15 protein-coding genes are annotated in these 16,558 nt (G+C 63.6%); 6 read left to right on the top strand and 9 right to left on the bottom strand.

The features are described from left to right. Nucleotides 1–52: 52 nt before the first annotated feature. From sS8_RS24275 to sS8_RS24250, 6 genes are all read right to left on the bottom strand, one after another. Nucleotides 53–682: a reverse transcriptase domain-containing protein gene (locus tag sS8_RS24275; protein WP_197716616.1), complete on the bottom strand. Its 630-nt coding sequence runs from the start codon at nucleotides 680–682 to the stop codon at nucleotides 53–55. Between the two features lie 68 nt (nucleotides 683–750). Further along, the gene (locus sS8_RS24270) at nucleotides 751–2,040 is read right to left on the bottom strand and encodes a condensation domain-containing protein (RefSeq protein ID WP_119632035.1); all 1,290 of its coding nucleotides are present in this window, start codon (nucleotides 2,038–2,040) and stop codon (nucleotides 751–753) included. After that, a complete protein-coding gene (locus sS8_RS24265; protein WP_119632034.1) occupies nucleotides 2,037–2,915 on the bottom strand; it encodes an isochorismatase family protein in 879 nt (292 codons plus the stop codon). The genes sS8_RS24270 and sS8_RS24265 overlap by 4 nt, the downstream gene beginning before the upstream one ends. Beyond that, on the bottom strand, nucleotides 2,912–4,546 hold the full coding sequence (locus tag sS8_RS24260) for a (2,3-dihydroxybenzoyl)adenylate synthase (RefSeq protein WP_119632033.1): 1,635 nt from the start codon (nucleotides 4,544–4,546) through the stop codon (nucleotides 2,912–2,914). Before sS8_RS24260 ends, sS8_RS24265 begins: the two co-directional genes overlap by 4 nt. Continuing rightward, the gene (locus tag sS8_RS24255) at nucleotides 4,543–5,763 is read right to left on the bottom strand and encodes an isochorismate synthase (protein WP_119632032.1); all 1,221 of its coding nucleotides are present in this window, start codon (nucleotides 5,761–5,763) and stop codon (nucleotides 4,543–4,545) included. Before sS8_RS24255 ends, sS8_RS24260 begins: the two co-directional genes overlap by 4 nt. Before the next feature lie 7 nt (nucleotides 5,764–5,770). Beyond that, complete coding sequence (locus sS8_RS24250) at nucleotides 5,771–7,735, bottom strand: TonB-dependent receptor plug domain-containing protein (RefSeq protein ID WP_119632031.1); 1,965 nt, start codon at nucleotides 7,733–7,735, stop codon at nucleotides 5,771–5,773. Nucleotides 7,736–7,895: 160 nt separating this feature from the next. Here sS8_RS24250 and sS8_RS24245 point away from each other — a divergent pair, with 160 nt between their 5' ends. From sS8_RS24245 to sS8_RS24230, 4 genes are all read left to right on the top strand, one after another. Then, on the top strand, nucleotides 7,896–8,894 hold the full coding sequence (locus tag sS8_RS24245; protein ID WP_145986669.1) for a helix-turn-helix transcriptional regulator: 999 nt from the start codon (nucleotides 7,896–7,898) through the stop codon (nucleotides 8,892–8,894). Between the two features lie 162 nt (nucleotides 8,895–9,056). Beyond that, nucleotides 9,057–9,479, top strand: a complete 423-nt coding sequence (locus sS8_RS30100) for a PepSY domain-containing protein (protein WP_170161241.1) — start codon at nucleotides 9,057–9,059, stop codon at nucleotides 9,477–9,479. Beyond that, nucleotides 9,379–9,750: a PepSY-associated TM helix domain-containing protein gene (locus sS8_RS29670; protein ID WP_170161240.1), complete on the top strand. Its 372-nt coding sequence runs from the start codon at nucleotides 9,379–9,381 to the stop codon at nucleotides 9,748–9,750. Before sS8_RS30100 ends, sS8_RS29670 begins: the two co-directional genes overlap by 101 nt. Before the next feature lie 23 nt (nucleotides 9,751–9,773). Then, complete coding sequence (locus sS8_RS24230; RefSeq protein ID WP_119632027.1) at nucleotides 9,774–10,145, top strand: hypothetical protein; 372 nt, start codon at nucleotides 9,774–9,776, stop codon at nucleotides 10,143–10,145. On the opposite strand, the gene sS8_RS24225 is transcribed toward sS8_RS24230, so the two are convergent. The 3 genes from sS8_RS24225 to sS8_RS24215 form a co-directional block, all read right to left on the bottom strand. After that, entirely contained in the window at nucleotides 10,099–12,273 is a 2,175-nt protein-coding gene (locus tag sS8_RS24225) for a heavy metal translocating P-type ATPase (RefSeq protein ID WP_119632026.1), read from the bottom strand. The two genes, sS8_RS24230 and sS8_RS24225, sit on opposite strands and share 47 nt — an antisense overlap. Before the next feature lie 120 nt (nucleotides 12,274–12,393). Next, entirely contained in the window at nucleotides 12,394–13,278 is an 885-nt protein-coding gene (locus sS8_RS24220; protein ID WP_119632025.1) for an anti-sigma factor, read from the bottom strand. Next, nucleotides 13,275–13,841, bottom strand: a complete 567-nt coding sequence (locus sS8_RS24215; RefSeq protein WP_119632024.1) for an RNA polymerase sigma factor — start codon at nucleotides 13,839–13,841, stop codon at nucleotides 13,275–13,277. Before sS8_RS24215 ends, sS8_RS24220 begins: the two co-directional genes overlap by 4 nt. Before the next feature lie 201 nt (nucleotides 13,842–14,042). On the opposite strand from sS8_RS24215, the gene sS8_RS24210 reads away from it, so the two are divergent. After that, nucleotides 14,043–15,443 carry a cytochrome B6 gene (locus sS8_RS24210; protein WP_119632988.1) on the top strand — a complete coding sequence of 467 codons (1,401 nt, stop codon included), beginning with the start codon at nucleotides 14,043–14,045 and terminating at the stop codon, nucleotides 15,441–15,443. Nucleotides 15,444–15,561: 118 nt separating this feature from the next. Further along, a complete protein-coding gene (locus sS8_RS24205) occupies nucleotides 15,562–15,840 on the top strand; it encodes an encapsulin-associated ferritin-like protein (RefSeq protein WP_119632987.1) in 279 nt (92 codons plus the stop codon). Nucleotides 15,841–16,558: the final 718 nt, after the last annotated feature.

Raw genomic sequence — 16,558 nt, 5'->3', positions numbered from 1 at the left:
ACAAAGGCCACAGGCTCGCGCCGCTTCTCGGTTGTCCGGGGCAAAACCACGTTTAACTTCTCCAGCGCTGCGCTGAACTGAGCCCAGTTAAAGCTGCTCCGCTTCCCACCCCGACGATTGAGCCACTTGAAGGCACACTGAATCGTCCCGGTATCGGCGACACGATGCCGCCTTGCGGGGTCCCGGTCACCGGGTGCAGTACCTGCCCGTCGGTGTCCAGTATGCCCGCCTTCAGCCATTTACGGATGAGGTTGAGAAAAGCCCGGTCGTCGATCCGCAGGCTCAACATTTCCAGTCGCCAGTCGTGATCGATGGTGTCGAAGAAGCCTTTGATGTCGGCCTCCACCCCGTGTCCAATCTTGCCGTATTGAAGGTTGAACCCGAGATCGCCAACCGCATCCTTGGCCCCTCGCCCGGGACGGTAGCCATAACTGACGGGCAGGAAGTCCTGCTCGTAGATGGCGCCCAACAGCTTGGCGCAGGCGAGCTGCACCCACTGGTCTTCCAGAGCGGGGATCCCCAGCGGGCGTTCGCCGCCGTTTTCCTTGGGGATGTAGCAGCGTCGGACCCGTTTGGCCCGGTAGCGTTTTGTCTTCAGTGCGTTTTCGTCGGCAAAGGATTGCCGACCTACAAATGGCTGAAGCAATTCGCTCGAACCGAAGGCGCCGACGACTTTCGCCAAGCCTGTTTTGCCATAGGAGCGAGACGGACACGCTCTGGCCAGCCTAACCGGGGAGTAAAGCCCAGAATTCAAGCCGCCAAGTCGACGACTGGCGCCCTGGGGCGGTCCAGCGCCCGCGCGAGGAAGGCGGCGATCCGCTGCCAGTGGATTCGAAGCGTCACGTCGTCGTAGTTTTCCGGTCGGCCGTCGAGGTCGAGGACGATCGCATTGCCGCGGGCCATGAAGACCGCCGCCAGGTCTTCCACCGGTCCGGCCGCGAGGGTCCGGGTGTGGGCGCGGCAAGGGCCGAACCGGTTTGGCGGTTCGAAGGGCATGATGTTGATCTCGGTGCCGAGCAGGCCGTGGGGGTAGCCGGCTCTTTCGAGGTCGAATTCCAGATGCTCGAAGCGGTAGCGCTGATGTTGGCGTAGTCGCGGCAGATCCCGACGCACGGCTTCGGCAATGGCGGCCAGCGATTGCTTTTCTGCGTTCAGCACAGGCAGCGGCATCACGTTCATCGCGCTGCATGGCGTGCGCGCCACCGTTCCGCTGTGCCGCATCATGTTTGTCATGCCCAGTACCACGTCGCGGCCATGACCGTGCACGGCGAGAAAAGCAGCGAATCCGGCGATCAGGAGTTCGGGCCAGCTCAGATTGAGTTCCGGCGCGCGCGTTTTTAGGCGAGCGACGGTTGGCGCGGGTAGCTCGCCGCCGATGCGCCGGCCTCGGCCTATGCCGGTGACCGTATTTGGGCACAAGGATTTGGGCGACAGTCCCGCCAGCGTATCGAGCCAGAATCGCCGATCGGTTTCCCGATCCGGCGAATCCTGGTAAGCCCCGTCGGCCTCCACCACCGGGCCGAGATCGCCGAACACGGCCGGCGGCGCGGTCTCGCCCGACACCAGCGCGCCGTAATGCGCGGCGACGCGGCGCGCGATGAGTTGAAAACCGTAGCCGTCCAGCAGCAGGTGATGGGCTCGGTGCAGCCAGACATGGCGATCCGGGGCGCGGCGGTAGAGACGGTGGTCGTAGAGGTACCCCGTCTCGGGATCGAAAGGCCGGATCAGTTGCGCCGAGAGCTCGGTGGCGAAATCGCTGTCGGAGTACCTTTCGACGGTTTCGACCGCGAGGGCGGGGAGGCGCGGCGCGATGCGCTGCTGCTCGTAGCCGCCGTCGTGCTTGACGATGCGGACGTGCAGGGATGTCGCTTCGCACAAGGTCGCGTGCACCGCCCGTTCGAACAGGACGGGATCGAACGGGCCTTCCAGTTCCGTGCATTCCGCGGCGTGAAAGACGCTGTCGTCGCCCGCGAGTTGCTGCCCGAGAAGTACGCCGAGTTGAGCCTGGGTCAGCGGCGAGGCGCCGCCCACGGCCGTCATGCCGCTGCCCGGGCCGTGCCGGGCGCGGAGCCGAGGAGGATATGCCAGGCTGCCAGCGTCGGCATCGTCACCAGATCGGCGAATTCCGCGTGCCAGCCGCGCTGACGCCAGCGTTCCATCAGCATCATGAGGTTCACCGAATCCAGCCCCATGAGGAGCAGATCGTCGTGATCGCCAAGTAGGCCGGGGTCGATTCCCATTTGCTCGGCGATCTCGACCCTGAGCGATTCCAGGGTGAGTTCCTCGCCGGTCAGCGCCCGCACGGCGTCCTCGGTCCCGCAAACCCGCGCGCAACGGCCAGCGGCGTAGTGCAGCGCCTGCTCGTGATCCTCGCGCGAGAAATCGGCGAGCGCGTCGCCGATCAGAAAGGGCTGGATGTCGAGCATGAAGGCTTCCGCCGCGGTCATCAGGCAGCCGATGTGGGCGTACACCCCGCAGATCAGCAACTGGTCGCGGCCCATTCCGCGCAGCCGCGCTTCCAGGTCGGAGCGCTTGAACGCGCTGTAGCGGCATTTGGTCAGCACGGTGTCGCCGGGCTGGGGCGTAACCGCGTCCACAATGCGCGTCGATTCGGGCCGGTCGGGAATGCCGTCGCCCCAGAAATCGTTCAGCAAGGCGCGGTCCTCGGGCGCCTGCCCGCCGGGCTGCGCGGTGTAGAACACCGGAATGCCGGTCGTTCGGGCCGCGGCGATCAGGCGGGCGCAGCGGTCCAGAAGCTCCGGGACGGGCGGCTGCGTCGGATCGTAGAAATCCAGGAAGTATTGCTGCAGATCGTGCACCAGCAGTGCGGCGCGCGTCGGCTCGATCCGCCAGGCGACCTTGCCTTCGGGGAACTCGTGCGGTATCTCATACGGGGCGATGCGGGGAATGCTCATGACGTGCTCCTCTTCGTGGCGCCGGCCATGAGTCGCAGCTGCTGCTTGGCGACCTTGCCCGGCGCGGTGAGTGGAAGATGATCGACGAATTCGAATCGGTCCGGAATCTTGTGGATCGCCAGGCCGCAGCGATCGCGCAGATGCAGCTTGAGATCCAGCGCGAGCCGAGCCGGTGGCTCCGTGGCGGTCCCGGCCAGCTCGACGAAAGCGCAGCTGCGTTCGCCGAGCCAGGCATCCGGGATCGAAACCAGCGCGGCGTTGCGTACCTGCGGATGGCTCAGCAGATACCGCTCGACTTCCTCGGCGGCGATCTTCTCGCCCGCACGGTTGATCTGGTCCTTGGCCCGCCCCATCACTTGAAGATTGCCGTCGGGGCGGCGCCGTACGAGGTCGCCTGTACGGTAGAAGCCGTCGCCGGTAAAGGCAAGCCGGTTGTACTCGTCGGCGCGCCAGTAGCCGCGGATGGTGTAGGGGCCGCGGGTCAGGAGGTGCCCGGTTTCGCACTCGGGCAGGTCGAGGTCCTCGTCGTCGACGATGCGGATTTCGTCGCCGGGGGAGATCGGTCGGCCCTGGGTTTCCATGACGACGGCTTCGTCGTCGTCCAGGCGCGTGTAGTTGACCAGTCCTTCCGCCATGCCGAACACTTGTTGCAGCGTGCAGCCGAAGGTCGGCCGTACCCGCCGAGCCACCTCCGGCGCCAGGCTGGCGCCGCCCACTTGCACCAGACGCAGGCTGTCCAGTGTCGGACGCTGGCCGCGCACGGCTTCCAGCCAGACCAGCAGCAGCGCGGGAACCAGGGCCACGTGGGTGACCGATTCGGCGGCGATCAGCGCAAATGCGGCGGCGGGATCGGGCCGCGGCAGCAACACGATGCGGCCGCCCGCATGCAGCGTGCCGAGCGTGCCCGGCGAGCTCAGCGGAAAGTTGTGGGCCACCGGTAGTGCCGCCAGAAAGGCGGTATCGGCGTCGAAGCGGCAGATGTCGACGCTGGCGCGCACGCTGTAGAGATAATCGTCGTGGGTGCGGGGGATCAGCTTCGGGGTGCCGGTGCTGCCGCCCGAAAGCTGCAATAGAGCGATCACGCCGGCGTCGGGGTCGGGCAGTGCTCGCGGCTCGGCGTACAAGCTGTCCAGCGACGTGAATTCAGCGGCTTCGCCCGCCACGATGACATGGCGCAGACTCGGCGCCAGAGCGAGGACTTCGCGCGCGAGATTCCGGTAATCGTAGCCCTCGTGACGGTCGGCGATCACGTAAGCCGAGGCTTCTGCCACTTCGCAGAACGCGCCGATCTCGGCGCGCCTGTGGCCCGGCAGGGCCAGCACCGGAATCAGGCCGAGCCGGAAGCAGGCGAAGCAGACGGCGAAGAATTCCGCGATATTCGGTAATTGCACGACCACCCGTTCGCCCGGCACGAGGCCGAGGGCCAGAAGTCCCGCGGCAAGGCGATCCGCGCGCCGGTCCAGCTCCCGATACGACCAGCGCCGCTCGCCGCAGACCAAGGCCGTCCGCTCGCCGTGGCGCTCCGCGAGTTCGCGCAAGAAGGCGCCGAGCGTTTGACCGCGCCACCAGCCGCGCTCGCGGTATTCGCGGGCGAGATCTTCCGGCCAGGGCGTGAAATCGGCGCCGCTCATGCGTTCCCTCCCGTCAGGGCGTCGAGCAGGGTGCGGAACTTGGCCGCGGTCTCCGCGACCTCGAGCCAGGGATCGGAGTCCGGCACGATGCCGGCCCCGGCGTAGAGGCGGGCGCGGCCGCCTTCGACTTCCGCGCAGCGTATCGTTACTGCCCATTCGCCGTCGCCCTCGGCATCGCACCAGCCCACCAGCCCGGTGAACAAACCGCGGGAGAAGTGTTCGAGCCGGCCGATCGCCTGCCGCGCCAGAGCGCGCGGTTCGCCGCAGACCGCCGGTGTTGGATGTAACGCCCGCGCGAGTTCGATCGCGGTCGCGGCGGGATCGCGCAGCTCGCCCCGAACCCGCGTCGAGAGATGCCACAATCTGGCCGTGCTGATCAGCTCGGGCGCAGGCGGGCAGTCGATGATCCGGCAGTACGGTCTTAGAGCGTCCACCACCGCTTCGACCACCAGCGCATGTTCGTGCCGGTCCTTGGCGGAGCGGAGCAGCGCTTCCGCGCGCGCCCGGTCCTCGTCGGGATCGGCGCTGCGCGGCGCGGTACCGGCGATGGGATTGGCGAGTACTCTCGCGCCGGTGCGCCTGACCAGGAGTTCGGGGCTGGCGCCGATCAGACGGCGCGGCGTGAATCCGCGTAACGTGGGCGGCAGATTGACGGCGAACGTATAGCCGGCCGGATTACGGCAAGCGAGATTGCGCAGCAGTCGAGCCTGGTCGATGTCGCACTCGCCGACGACATCGAGCGTTCTCGACAGCACCACTTTCTTCAGAGCCGTTTCCCGCATGAGCGTGAGCGCTTCCCGCACGCCGGCGGCATAGGCAGCCGGCGGCGGAAATTCGTTGGTCGTGCAGCCGCTCAGCGCGGACTCTGTGGCCGCCGGCTGCGTATGCCGCAGCCGGCCGGCGCGTTCGAGCCGTTCGGGGATGTAGAGTATCGGCGCGGCTTCGGGATCGAACGGCAGCGCTCCCACCACGATCGGCCGTTGCACGCCACGGTCTCGCGCTTGCCCGAACAGCCGGGGCAGAGCGTCGTCCAGGGATGCGCCGGCGCGAATCGGCAGACTCGCCAGGATTCCCCGCCCCAGCCAGGTGGCGCCGGGCGACGCGAAAAAGAAGCTGGATTCTTTGCCGTAAGCGCGCAACAGGGCATCCGCGGATAACGCCTCCGACGAGTCTTCGTCATCGTGCGTCGGGAGATGGGGCTGTGTCTCGTTATGCATAGGCACCTCAAAACTCGATGCGGGTGGAAACCAGGAAACTGCGTCCCGGGTTTTTCAGCGGGACGATGAAGCTGGCGGAGGAACCGGCGGTGTAGCGGTCCACGTAGTCGGTGTTGGTCAGGTTGTTGACCTCGGCGCGCACGGTAAGCCCGCGATAGAACGAGGGCTGCCACTGGGCGAAAACGTTGTAGGTCTGATAGCCCGCCAGATCGAGAAAGCCGGAATCCCTGGGGTACTCGTATTGCATCGCGATCTCGGACGTCATGCCGACCTTGACGCCGGCTTCCGGCCAGGCGTAAGCGCCGTGCAGCTTGATGATTTCCCCGACCGGCGAGCCGAGATAGAAAGCCGTCGTGTCGAGCGGACTGCGGTCGAATTCCACTTCCGTCTGGGTATAGTGCGCGCCGAACTCGGCGTTCTCGATCTGATAACCCGCGCCGAGATTGAATCCTTCGGTTTTCAGCGCGGGGCCGTTGATGCGCTTGAATACGCCCGGACCTTCCTCGTACATCGGCGTGTTCTGGATCCGGGTCGAGAACACCTCGCCTTCCACCCAGAATCCGTCGATGGTGTAGTTCAGCCCGACCTTGGCGTTGGTCGACCGCATCGGATCGAGGTCGTCGGAATACGAGGAGTAAGGCATGGTGTGGAAGAGGGCAGCCTCGGAAAGCGGAATGCCGCCGAACACGTAGGCATACCCGCCTTTCAGGGTCAGTCCCGGCGCGACGGCCAGGCTCAGCGAGACATTGGGACTGGCGCCGGTGTTCTCGAAACGTTTCCGGTCGACCGATTCCAGTTCCTGGGAATCGATGCGAAGACCGGTGGATAGCGTCACCCAATCCAGAGGTCGGCTGCGGAGTTGCGCGAAACCGCCGAGGTTGGTGGACGTCTCGACGAACACGGCATCCCTGAAGTTGTCGGTCGTCGCACGGTCGTTGTAATAGTCGATACCCGCCGTGAGTTCGCCCAGCGGTGTCCTGAACCGGTTCAGGGCGGTCATGCCGAAACTCTCGATGGCGGAATTGAAATAGCCGGGGCGGAAACCGCCGGTTGGGCTCGGACGGGAAAGCGAGGTGTCGTTGTAATAAAACCGGATTTCCGGGTCGTAGAGTTCGCCCGGCATCCGGGTGCTGTACTTGAGATTGGCCGTGGTGCGTTTGAACGTGTTCTCGCTATAGATCGCCTGCCCGCGCGCCGAGGAGAAGTTCGCCCGGAAGGGGCGGATGCCGTCGTCCACCATATGCTGGCCCGAGGCTTCGATTCGATGTCCACCCTCGCTCGTGTAGGCCACCTTGCCCAGAGCGCTGATCTGGTTGGCGCCGGTGCCCCGCACCCGTTCGCCGTCGCCGGCATCGTAATCCTTGCCTTCGATGTGGGAGGCATAGCCCAGCGCCTCGAAACCGTGGCCACGAGCGTAAGCCGCCCCGGACTCGGTGAAGGCACTGAGATTGCTGGCGAAACTGCCGCCGAGGAATGCACCGAAGTTTCGCCCGGCAGGCAGAAAATCGTCGACATCCCTGGTTTCGTAGCGCAGTGAACCGCCGAGCGTGCCCGGGCCGGCGTCGGCCGCCGCCACGCCCGCGTCGACGCCCACCGACTTCAGCATGTTGGGATCGATCAACAGATTGGTGTTGTGATGCCAGAGATTGTTCGCCTGCCGCGCCCCGTCGATCTGCACGTTGAGGTTGGTTTCCTCGATACCGTTGACGAACACTCTCTGCGAAAACGCGGTCGGTCCGCCGACACCCACCGAGACGTTCTTCTCGAACACGTCCTTGATCGACGTGGACGGCGTATCCTCGACTTCTATGACATCATCCGGCGCCGCAACCCCCGATACATTGACCGTGCCCAGCACCACGGCATCGTCGGCCGCCGGCTTTCCGGTTTCCGCCCGTACGCTGCCGGCCGCCGCGAGCAATACCGCCAGCCGGATCGAGACAGCCGACGCGGCGGAGATCTTATTCTTCATATTCCAGCCCCCCAAATGAGAATGATTTGTATTCGCGTGATGGAGGCGATATTATCCGGTCCGACGCCAGTTGCCGCGTTTGCGGCAGAGGCAAATTTCTTTGTCAGCCGTTCGGGTCGCAATCGATGCGATCCGTGGAAAGTTTTTCCGGAATCAGCCGATGAATAGAGAACTCACGATTTCACGACGTACGGTCGAGTGCGCGGAACTTTCGAGGCCGGGGCTGGATACACCGGCCGGCGCAGAGGGCGTGGTTGGATTGGGTGGCGTTCCCGTCGTCACCGGCCGAGTGCGGGAACTGAGGGTGCGTCCGGGCTTGACGGTATACACCGCCGACGTTCGCGACGAGCAGAATCTGGAGGTCAGGGGCACGCTACAACCTGGGCTGCTGCTGGTGTTGCCGCTAACCGGCGAGGCCGACGTGTCCTATGGCGGATGCTGTTTTCAATTGGGCCATCAAGGCGGCGGCGATGCACGGTCGCGCCGCGAAGGGCTGGCCCTCGCGCTGACCCGGCCGGAAGGGTTCGCCCGCCGGTTGCGCCGCGGCGCGTGCCGTCGCGTGGTGAGCCTCATGCTCGCCAGCCAATGGCTTGCGGACAACGAAGAAGCGCTCTCTGCCCATCCCGGTCTGATCCGGTTTCGCGGCACGCATCTGGCCGCGCGGCACTGGCGCTTGACCCCGCGCCTCTTGGCCTTGGCGGCCGATCTGATCGAACTGCGCTTAGGCATGCCGCCGCTGATGCGTCTTTACTTGGAAAGCCGCTGCCTGGAAATCATTGCCGAAGGACTCGGCGCGCTCTCCGGCAGCGAGCCGATGTCGGCCTGCACGATGCGGCCGCGCGAGCGGCGGCGCCTGGCGCAGTTTCGCGAGTTCCTGGACAGCGGCGAGGGCGACGGCTGGTCGCTGCAAGCCTTGGCCGATCGCATCGGCATGAGCCCCAGCACCTTGCAGCGTTACTTCCGTGCTTATACCGGCATGAGCGTTTTCGCTTACCAGCGGCGCCGGCTGCTGGACGTTGCGCGCATCGCGCTGGAACGCGAAGGGATCAGCGTGAACGAGGCTGCGCACCGAACCGGTTACACCAGTGCCGCCAACTTCGCCACGGCATTCCGGCGTCAATTCGGCATCCCGCCGAGTCAACTGCGTCCGCGGAACTGAGACGGAATATCCCAAACGCCAGTCCGCATTTCTCCTAGGGTTCGCAACCAGACCACACCCTGATCCTGCTTGCGCCACCTATTACACACTCGCCATTGATTTGCGTCGGCGGCATAGCCTTGTTTATGAGTTCGTTCGGCGCGGTGCGTCATCCGGCATGCCTTGCCTGTCATCAGTCAAAATGGCGGGTCCCGATCAACTCACGGTGAACCCGAGGCTAACTTCCCCAGCCTGAAGACCTGGCACAAGTCCTTCCGTCTCCGCTGGCGAGCGGGCGGCCACCGACTCAATTTCGATCTGCACCGCGCCGGTGGCCTTTACGCCTGGATCGTCCTCTTCACAGTGTCACTCTCCGGGCTGTCGTTCAATCTGCGTGAGCCTTTCAAGGCGGCGGTCGCATGGGTGTCGCCGCTCACTCCCGCATATGGCGACGTCGCGCGGAGACCGGCCGTGCCGCTCGAAAACCCGCTACTCGGTTTCGAAGATGCGATTCGCATCGCCACAGCGGTACGGCCCGGGCTTCAGGCCCGACGATGTCGGCTTTGCGCCCGACTTCGGCCTCTACCGGGTCAGACTTCGGGGTGAGGACGACATCGCCGATTACGGGCAAACCAAGGTTTACGTCGATGCCCAAACCGGCGTCGCGCGCCATATCGACGAACGAGCCGGACGCACGGGGGGCGACCGTTTCATGGACTGGCAGTTCCCGCTGCATTCCGGTCGCGCCTTCGGACTCGCGGGCCGGATGATTATTTGCGGTTCGGGTTTGGTGCTTTCGGTGCTCGTCGTTACCGGTATGGTCATTTGGTGGAAAAAGTGCAAGGCCCGGCACTGTCGATCAGACGGAGAGAAATAAGATTTGCGTCGCCGACCTCCGAGATGCCGTCCCTGATCCAGCCCGCCACCGTATCGACCGAAACGGAGATCGGCATCCGCTGGAGCGGGGAGCAGGTCGACGCAGGACTAGCCCTTTTCGAGATCGCCCGTCCCTACCGTTTCGAGCGGCAGGTCGTCTCGGTCTGGCGCAGCGAGCAGCTCTCGGTGCAGAACGTCACCGATGCCTTCGCCTGGAGCTACGTCGGGGGCGGGCTCGCTTATGCCATGCCGCCCTCGAACGTTCGGCATCACGCAGTCCCTGAGCCTGTCGATGGACTTGATCAGAGCTTCTTTAGAGCGAGACGCAGAACGACTTTCATAAGCGGCTCTAGCCGGCCTCGCGAACCTCTTCGCAATGGCCGGCAAAACGGGTAGCCAGGGTACTCTTGTCTGGAGTGCTTGCTACGGCCCGTCTTCTCAATGACCGGGTCAGGATCGCCAACGTGGTGCCGTTGTGGAGCAGGGCGGCGGCCACGGGCGGCAGCCATCCGAAGGTTGCCGCCACTAGCAGGAGAGAATTGACGGCCACGTCCAGACGGAAATTGCCGTGGATGAGATCCCGGATGCGAACTGCGAGCTCTCGTGCTTGGGCCAGGCCCTCCAGGTCGTCCCGCAACAGGATCACGTCGGCCGCTTCGCGGGACAGGAGCGCTCCCCGCGGCATGGCAACGCCGATATGGGCGGAGACGAGCGCGGAAGCGTCGTTGACGCCGTCGCCGACGAACACGACTTTACCGCCGGCCGCCTTCAGCGCTTCGACGACTCGCAACTTGTCTTCGGGCGACTGCTCGGCGTATAGCCGATCGATGCTCAGCTCTTCGGCCAGGGCTTCGGCCCGGTGGCGGGCATCGCCGGTCAGCATGATCTGTTGATCGATTCCCAAGTCCTTGAGCCGGGCCAGGACGGGACCGGCATCTTCGCGAACCCGATCGCGCAGGGCGACGAACCCGATCAGGGTGTCGTCCTCTGCCACGTAGAGCAAGGTCTTGCCTTCCGTCAACCGCTCGGCTATAGCCGGCTCATGGGAAGCGAAGGCGATGCCGACATGTTCTTCCAGATAGTGGCGGCTGCCCACGAAAACTTTCCGTCCGTTCACCTCGGTATGGAGCCCATGGGCAATCACGAATTCGACCGCGCCGTGATCCACATGGCGATAGCCCCGACTTTCGGCATATTTCACCAGGGCTTCGGCATACGGATGCCGGGTGTGTTCTTCCAACGAAGCTACCAGGGCCAGAAGCTGCTCCTCGGAGCGATCCGGTTTCAGGGGAATGACATCGGCGATTTCCAGCCGGCTGTGGGTGAGCGTGCCGGTCTTGTCGAATACGGCGGTATCGGCGCCCGCCAGGTTTTCCAGCGCCTGCGCGCCCCGGAACAGGATGCCGGCCTCGGCGGCATCGTGCATCCCCGAGATGAAAGCGAGTGGCGTGCCCAGCTTGAGGGCGCAGGAATAATCGATCAGAAACACCGAGGCCACCCGCTTGGGGTCCAGGGTCAGGGCAAAGATCAGTCCGCCCAGGGTGAAGGTCAGGTATACCAGGCGGTCGCCCAGCCTTTCCGCCAGGCGCTGGGTGTCGGACGGGCGGCGCAGGGATTCCTCGATATAGCGGCCCAGCCCCGCCGCCGCGGTGTCCTCGCCTACCCGCGTGGCCCGCAGCACCAATCGGCCTTCCATGACGAAGCCGCCGGCCAGCACCTCGTCGCCTTGCTCCTTTCGTACCGGCATGCTTTCGCCGGTCAGCGACGACAGGTCGAGCAGGGCCGAGCCCTGTTCCACCCGGCCGTCCACCGGAACGGGATCGCCCGGTCCGATCGCCACCCGCTCGTTTTCTCCGATCTCCCGAGCGTCGACCCGGCGGAGTTCTCCGTTCCGTTCCACCCAGGCCTGTTCCGGCGGGCGTTTCAACAATTGTTTGAGCAGGCGATGAGCTTGCCGTTCGGCGCGGGTCTCAAGATAGCCGCCGGTCTGGATCAGCAGATGGGTGGCATTCGCGGTGAAAAAGCCGCCCTGTCCCGCCGCGATGCTCACCGCGAGAGCGTCCAGCACTTCCACCTTGACGCCGCGACTCAGCAGGGTTCGGATACCCTTGACCAGGGTCGGGCTGATCGAAGCCAGGGTGACCAGGACCTTGAGCGGAGCCGGCAGCACGGGCAGCGAGAGGAGCGCGAGGGACGAAACGATGAGCGGGGTAGGGTCGACTCGGGCGGAGAGATCGGGGTCGCATTCGTGCTGAAAGGCGTTCGGAGGCAGGGCGGCGAGCCAATGCAGCAGGCCGGCGCGGACTTCGGCGCCGCCGTCATACATCACGACCAGCGAACGGGCTCGGCGATTGGTCCGGACCGTCCTCACTCCGTCCAGATCCGAGACACGGCCTTCGAACTCTTCGACGGCGAAACAGGGATGCGCCAGCCGGGCGAGCCGCAGCCGAATCCGGTTGGGTAGTTCGTGGATGATTCGAAAGTCTTCTTCCTGCGTCTTCATGTTTCCTTTGACCACCATCATGGTGGCCTTTTCCTATTTTCCGACCAAAACTTCGCGACGTTACGATGACCGACCCGCGCAATGCAGCCGTCTGTCGGCGCGGGTTCGGAAGAACGTACTCGACCGACGCGAAACGCCTCCCTAAAAGCCTACTCCCAGCAACTCCCCGTTCGCGGCTCCAGCATGGCACACCCGGCAGGATTCCTCCCCGCGTCCGGCCAGGGATGACACCAGCGCATAAGTGAGGCCGTGGTCGGACCAGGTAATGACCTTGTAGCCGGCTATGGCCTGATGGTGAAACACGAGGCCTCGCATGACCACCCGTTCGCCGCCGGAAGGCGTGGCGGCATCGCCGGAGGTGACCACCAGGCTGATTGGTATCGACGTCATCTCGTAAGCCACGTAGGCGGCGTAGCCGTTGTCGAACCCGATCAGCCGCGCCCCCTTGAGGCTATAGATCTTCTTCTGTCCCGAGGTTTCCTGATAGCTCGGCAATACCAACCGAAACGGGACCTTGTTCTCGAACCATGCGGACACTTCGTCGGGATTTTCCGTTATGAGTTCGAGCGGCAGCGCGTCCCTTAGATACCGTTGATGAGCGTCCACGGCGAGCTGCGCAAACTCGGAAGAGTGGCCGCGGAATTCGGGCCAATCTATTTGCAGCACGGCCCAAAGCCCCGAGAGCCCGATGACGACGGCGGCGGCCCAGGCGACGAAGCGGCGAGCCAGTCCCCGGCGGCCTCTCCCTTTGGCTTCGGGAACCGGCGGGGCTTCCCGTTTCGATCCGCCGCTGGCGGGCACGGTTTCGGCGAGCAGCGTTTCCACCCGTTTCCGCAGGGCAGGGGGAGCCTGGTGGAGCGGGCGCACGCTCCGAACGCGGTCGAAAAGGCGCTTTTCCCGATCCAGCATTTCGCGGCAGGCGGCGCAGCGTTCCACATGCGATTCGAAGGCGGACCGATCGTTTCCGCTCAATTCATCGTCCAGATAAAAAACGATTTGGGCTCGGCACTCGTCACATTGCATCATCGGGAACCATCCGGCACGGCTTTCACCCGAACGGGGCTCGGCTGTTCGACCAATAGGCTTTTCAATTTCTCGCGGGCGCGGAAAAGGCGGGACATCACCGTGCCTACCGGGCAATCGAGGATTTCGGCGATCTCCCGATAGCTGAACTCTTCCAGGTCGCGCAGCACGACGATTTCCCGGAATTCCACGGGCAGACCGTCGAGCGCGGCGCGTACCGCCCGTCTTTCGGCCTCTCGAAGGAATAACACCTCAGGGTCGTCGTTTAATCCATGGCTGAATTCCTCGACCGGTTCGATATCGAGCGGGGCGAATTGAGGGCCGCTCCGCGCGTGGCGCAGCCGATTGAGCCAGAGACGGCGCATGATGATGAACAGCCAGCCCTTGAGGCCGCTGCCCTCGGCCAGCCGCTGCCGGTTTTCGACGGCGCGAACATAAGTGTCGTGCACCAGGTCTTCCGCGTCGCTCCGGTGGTGCGTGAGGCTCACGGCGTAACCGTACAGCGCGTACAGGTGTTCCAGGGCCGCGCGGTTGAACCCCTCAGGGCCGTCGGCGAAATTGCTCATCCGATGGTCCGCAGTGCATGGAATAAATCGCTCTCGCGCGTGTTTTGACCTTAAAGCGCCCCAGGCATGGGGCAGCCGTCTTCCGCAAGGAGGCGGATTCGACGGGACGGCGAGCTTTTCAAGAAAGCCCACGGCCCGGTTTATGCGTACCGCAACGATAACACGCTTCGCTACTCCGGCCACACCCGAGGAGTTACGACGATGAAACAGAAACCTCTCGCAACGACCGGACTGATGATGGCGAGCCTCGCGCTCCTCATCGCCGGATCGAACCTGCCTGCCACGGCCGAAGAGAAACCCTCCAGCTATTCGCCGGTGGCCGTCAAGGAAGACTTTCAATCCATCCTGAAACGGATGAAAACGGAAAAGCCGAAGGTGATGAAGCGGCACATGAATTTGCTCGGCGAACGCTATGATCTCGGCGACCGGCCGGCGGAAGGCGTGGCGATGTTCCGCGGTAAGCCCGTCCAGGAGGGCATACGGGTGAAGCTGCCCAAGGGCATGAGCTGGGACAAGCTGGCGGCCATGAGCCCCGAGGACATCAAGGCGAAAGACCTGTTTCCGCAGGGCTTTCTGCCGCTGCCTCACCCCAGTCATCCGGAAGGCGGAATGGTTTTTCCCGAGGACCTGTTGAAGGCCGTCAAAGATCAGGACGGACGCGATCTCACCCGCTTCGACCTGGACTTCGACCTCCCCGAGCACTTCCAGCCCGAGTTTCCGCCGGCCATATTTCTGACCACCCGGCCTGATCTGGGGGATGTTTCCCAGGGTAAATTGGTCACGCCTTCCAACTACTACGAACTCTTCAACGGCATCCTCAATCCCAAGCAACTGGAAGGCTTAAGGCTTTTGGTCACGCCTTTTCCGCAGCAGCAGTTCAACGCGACCGAGGACCGGCGCTCCGAGAAACCTTCCCTCGGCGTGGCTTGCTTCGATTGCCATGCCAACGGCCATACCAACGCCGCGACGCACCTGGTCGGCGACATTCGTCCTCAGGAATTCCGTCACCGCATCGACACGCCTAGTCTCCGCGGCGTGAACGTTCAGCGCCTGTTCGGTTCGCAGCGGGCGCTCAAGACTGTCGAGGATTTCACCGAGTTCGAGCAGCGCGCGGCGTATTTCGACGGCGATCCCGTGATCGCCCAGAAGAAAGGCGTGAACGTTCTCGAAAGGGGAAGCCAGGTGCACTTCATGGCGGAGTTCCAGGAGCTTCTGGATTTCCCGCCGGCGCCCAAGCTGGACGTGTTCGGCAAGCTTGATCCCGGCAAGGCGACCGAGGCCGAGCTGCGCGGACAGGACCTCTTCTTCGGCAAGGCCCGGTGTGGCGTCTGCCATGTTCCGCCGTACTACACGGACAACCTGATGCACAACCTCAAGACCGAGCGCTTCTACAAGCCGCGCCTCATCAACGGCCGGATGGCGGCGAGCGACGGCCCGATAAAAACCTTCCCGCTGCGCGGCATCAAGGAGTCGCCGCCGTACTTGCACGACGGACGGTTGATGACGCTGGAGGATACCGTCGAGTTTTTCAACCTCGTCCTCACGCTGAAGCTCAATGACCAGGAGAAAAAGGACCTCGTGGCCTTCATGCGCCAGCTTTGAAATCGGCAATACGGCTGGACTGGACGGAAATCATTGTCTTACCCTGATTCGGCGTCTTTTGGAAACATCGGACGCCGGATCGATCATGCCAACGTTTCAATCCATAGAGGAGCATTTCATGCCATATCAAGAACCCGCATCCGATCTGTCGAACGAAACCCTGGATATGCACCGGGCCATCGAATCATTGAAGGAAGAGCTGGAAGCCGTCGACTGGTACAACCAGCGGGTCGATGCCTGCAAGGACCCCGAGTTGAAAGCCCTGTTGGCCCACAACCGGGACGAGGAAAAGGAGCATGCTTCCATGCTTCTGGAATGGATTCGCCGGAAGGACCCCACCTTTTCCAAGGAGCTCCGCGATTACTTGTTCACGGATAAGCCTTTGGCGCACGAATAACGGTCATCGAGCGATCTTTCGATGGCAATCGGGTCGGGGTTGCGGGACATCGCCCGTTACCCTCGGCCGATCGCCGGACGACGTAGTGTTCGGGCAGGGCCAGCTCGGTTGCCGGAATTTAGAGCATTTTCTAATTAGATGTACGGCATTGCTGAATCGTCCTGTGTGGCGCGCCCGAGCATCGCCGGCTTGAGTCGGAACCGCCCGAAGGGGCACGCGAGGGATCGCGTGCGGCGACAGAGGCTCACGGAAGTGCCTTCTGTCGTCCCCGGCTTAAGCCGGCGACGTACAGGATCAGCGCGCCATTCGGGTGCCCGCTGATTCGCACCTTCCCTGGTGCGAACCTTGCGGGCGCGCTTCGCGCGTTCAAATCGGCTCCCGGCCGATTTGTCTTTGGGTTACTTTGGATGGGCAAGCAAAGACAAACTCGCCGGGAGCGAGTTTGGACAACCAAAGGCTGGCCCGAAGAAGGGCAAACCTCAGGGATAGGGTTTGCAAAAGTAACTCGCCGGCGGGGCGAGACCCGCTTCAAACTCACTTGCTGCCGAAGGCAGCTTCCTTTTCGAGCGTACATCAGCGATGAAAGCACGCTAGTGCTTAATTGCACTAATCAGTAAATACAAAAATTTAAGCAAAATCATTTTTTTATGTGAGATTTATGCATCGTTTATTTTTGCAATTAAGCACTAGTAGTCGGTCACGCTGGCGGTGATGGATA

It is taken from the genome of Methylocaldum marinum (assembly GCF_003584645.1).
In the GTDB taxonomy this organism is placed as follows: domain Bacteria; phylum Pseudomonadota; class Gammaproteobacteria; order Methylococcales; family Methylococcaceae; genus Methylocaldum; species Methylocaldum marinum.
Note: the sequence above shows the minus strand (reverse complement) of the source record. Positions and strands in the feature narration are given on the sequence as shown.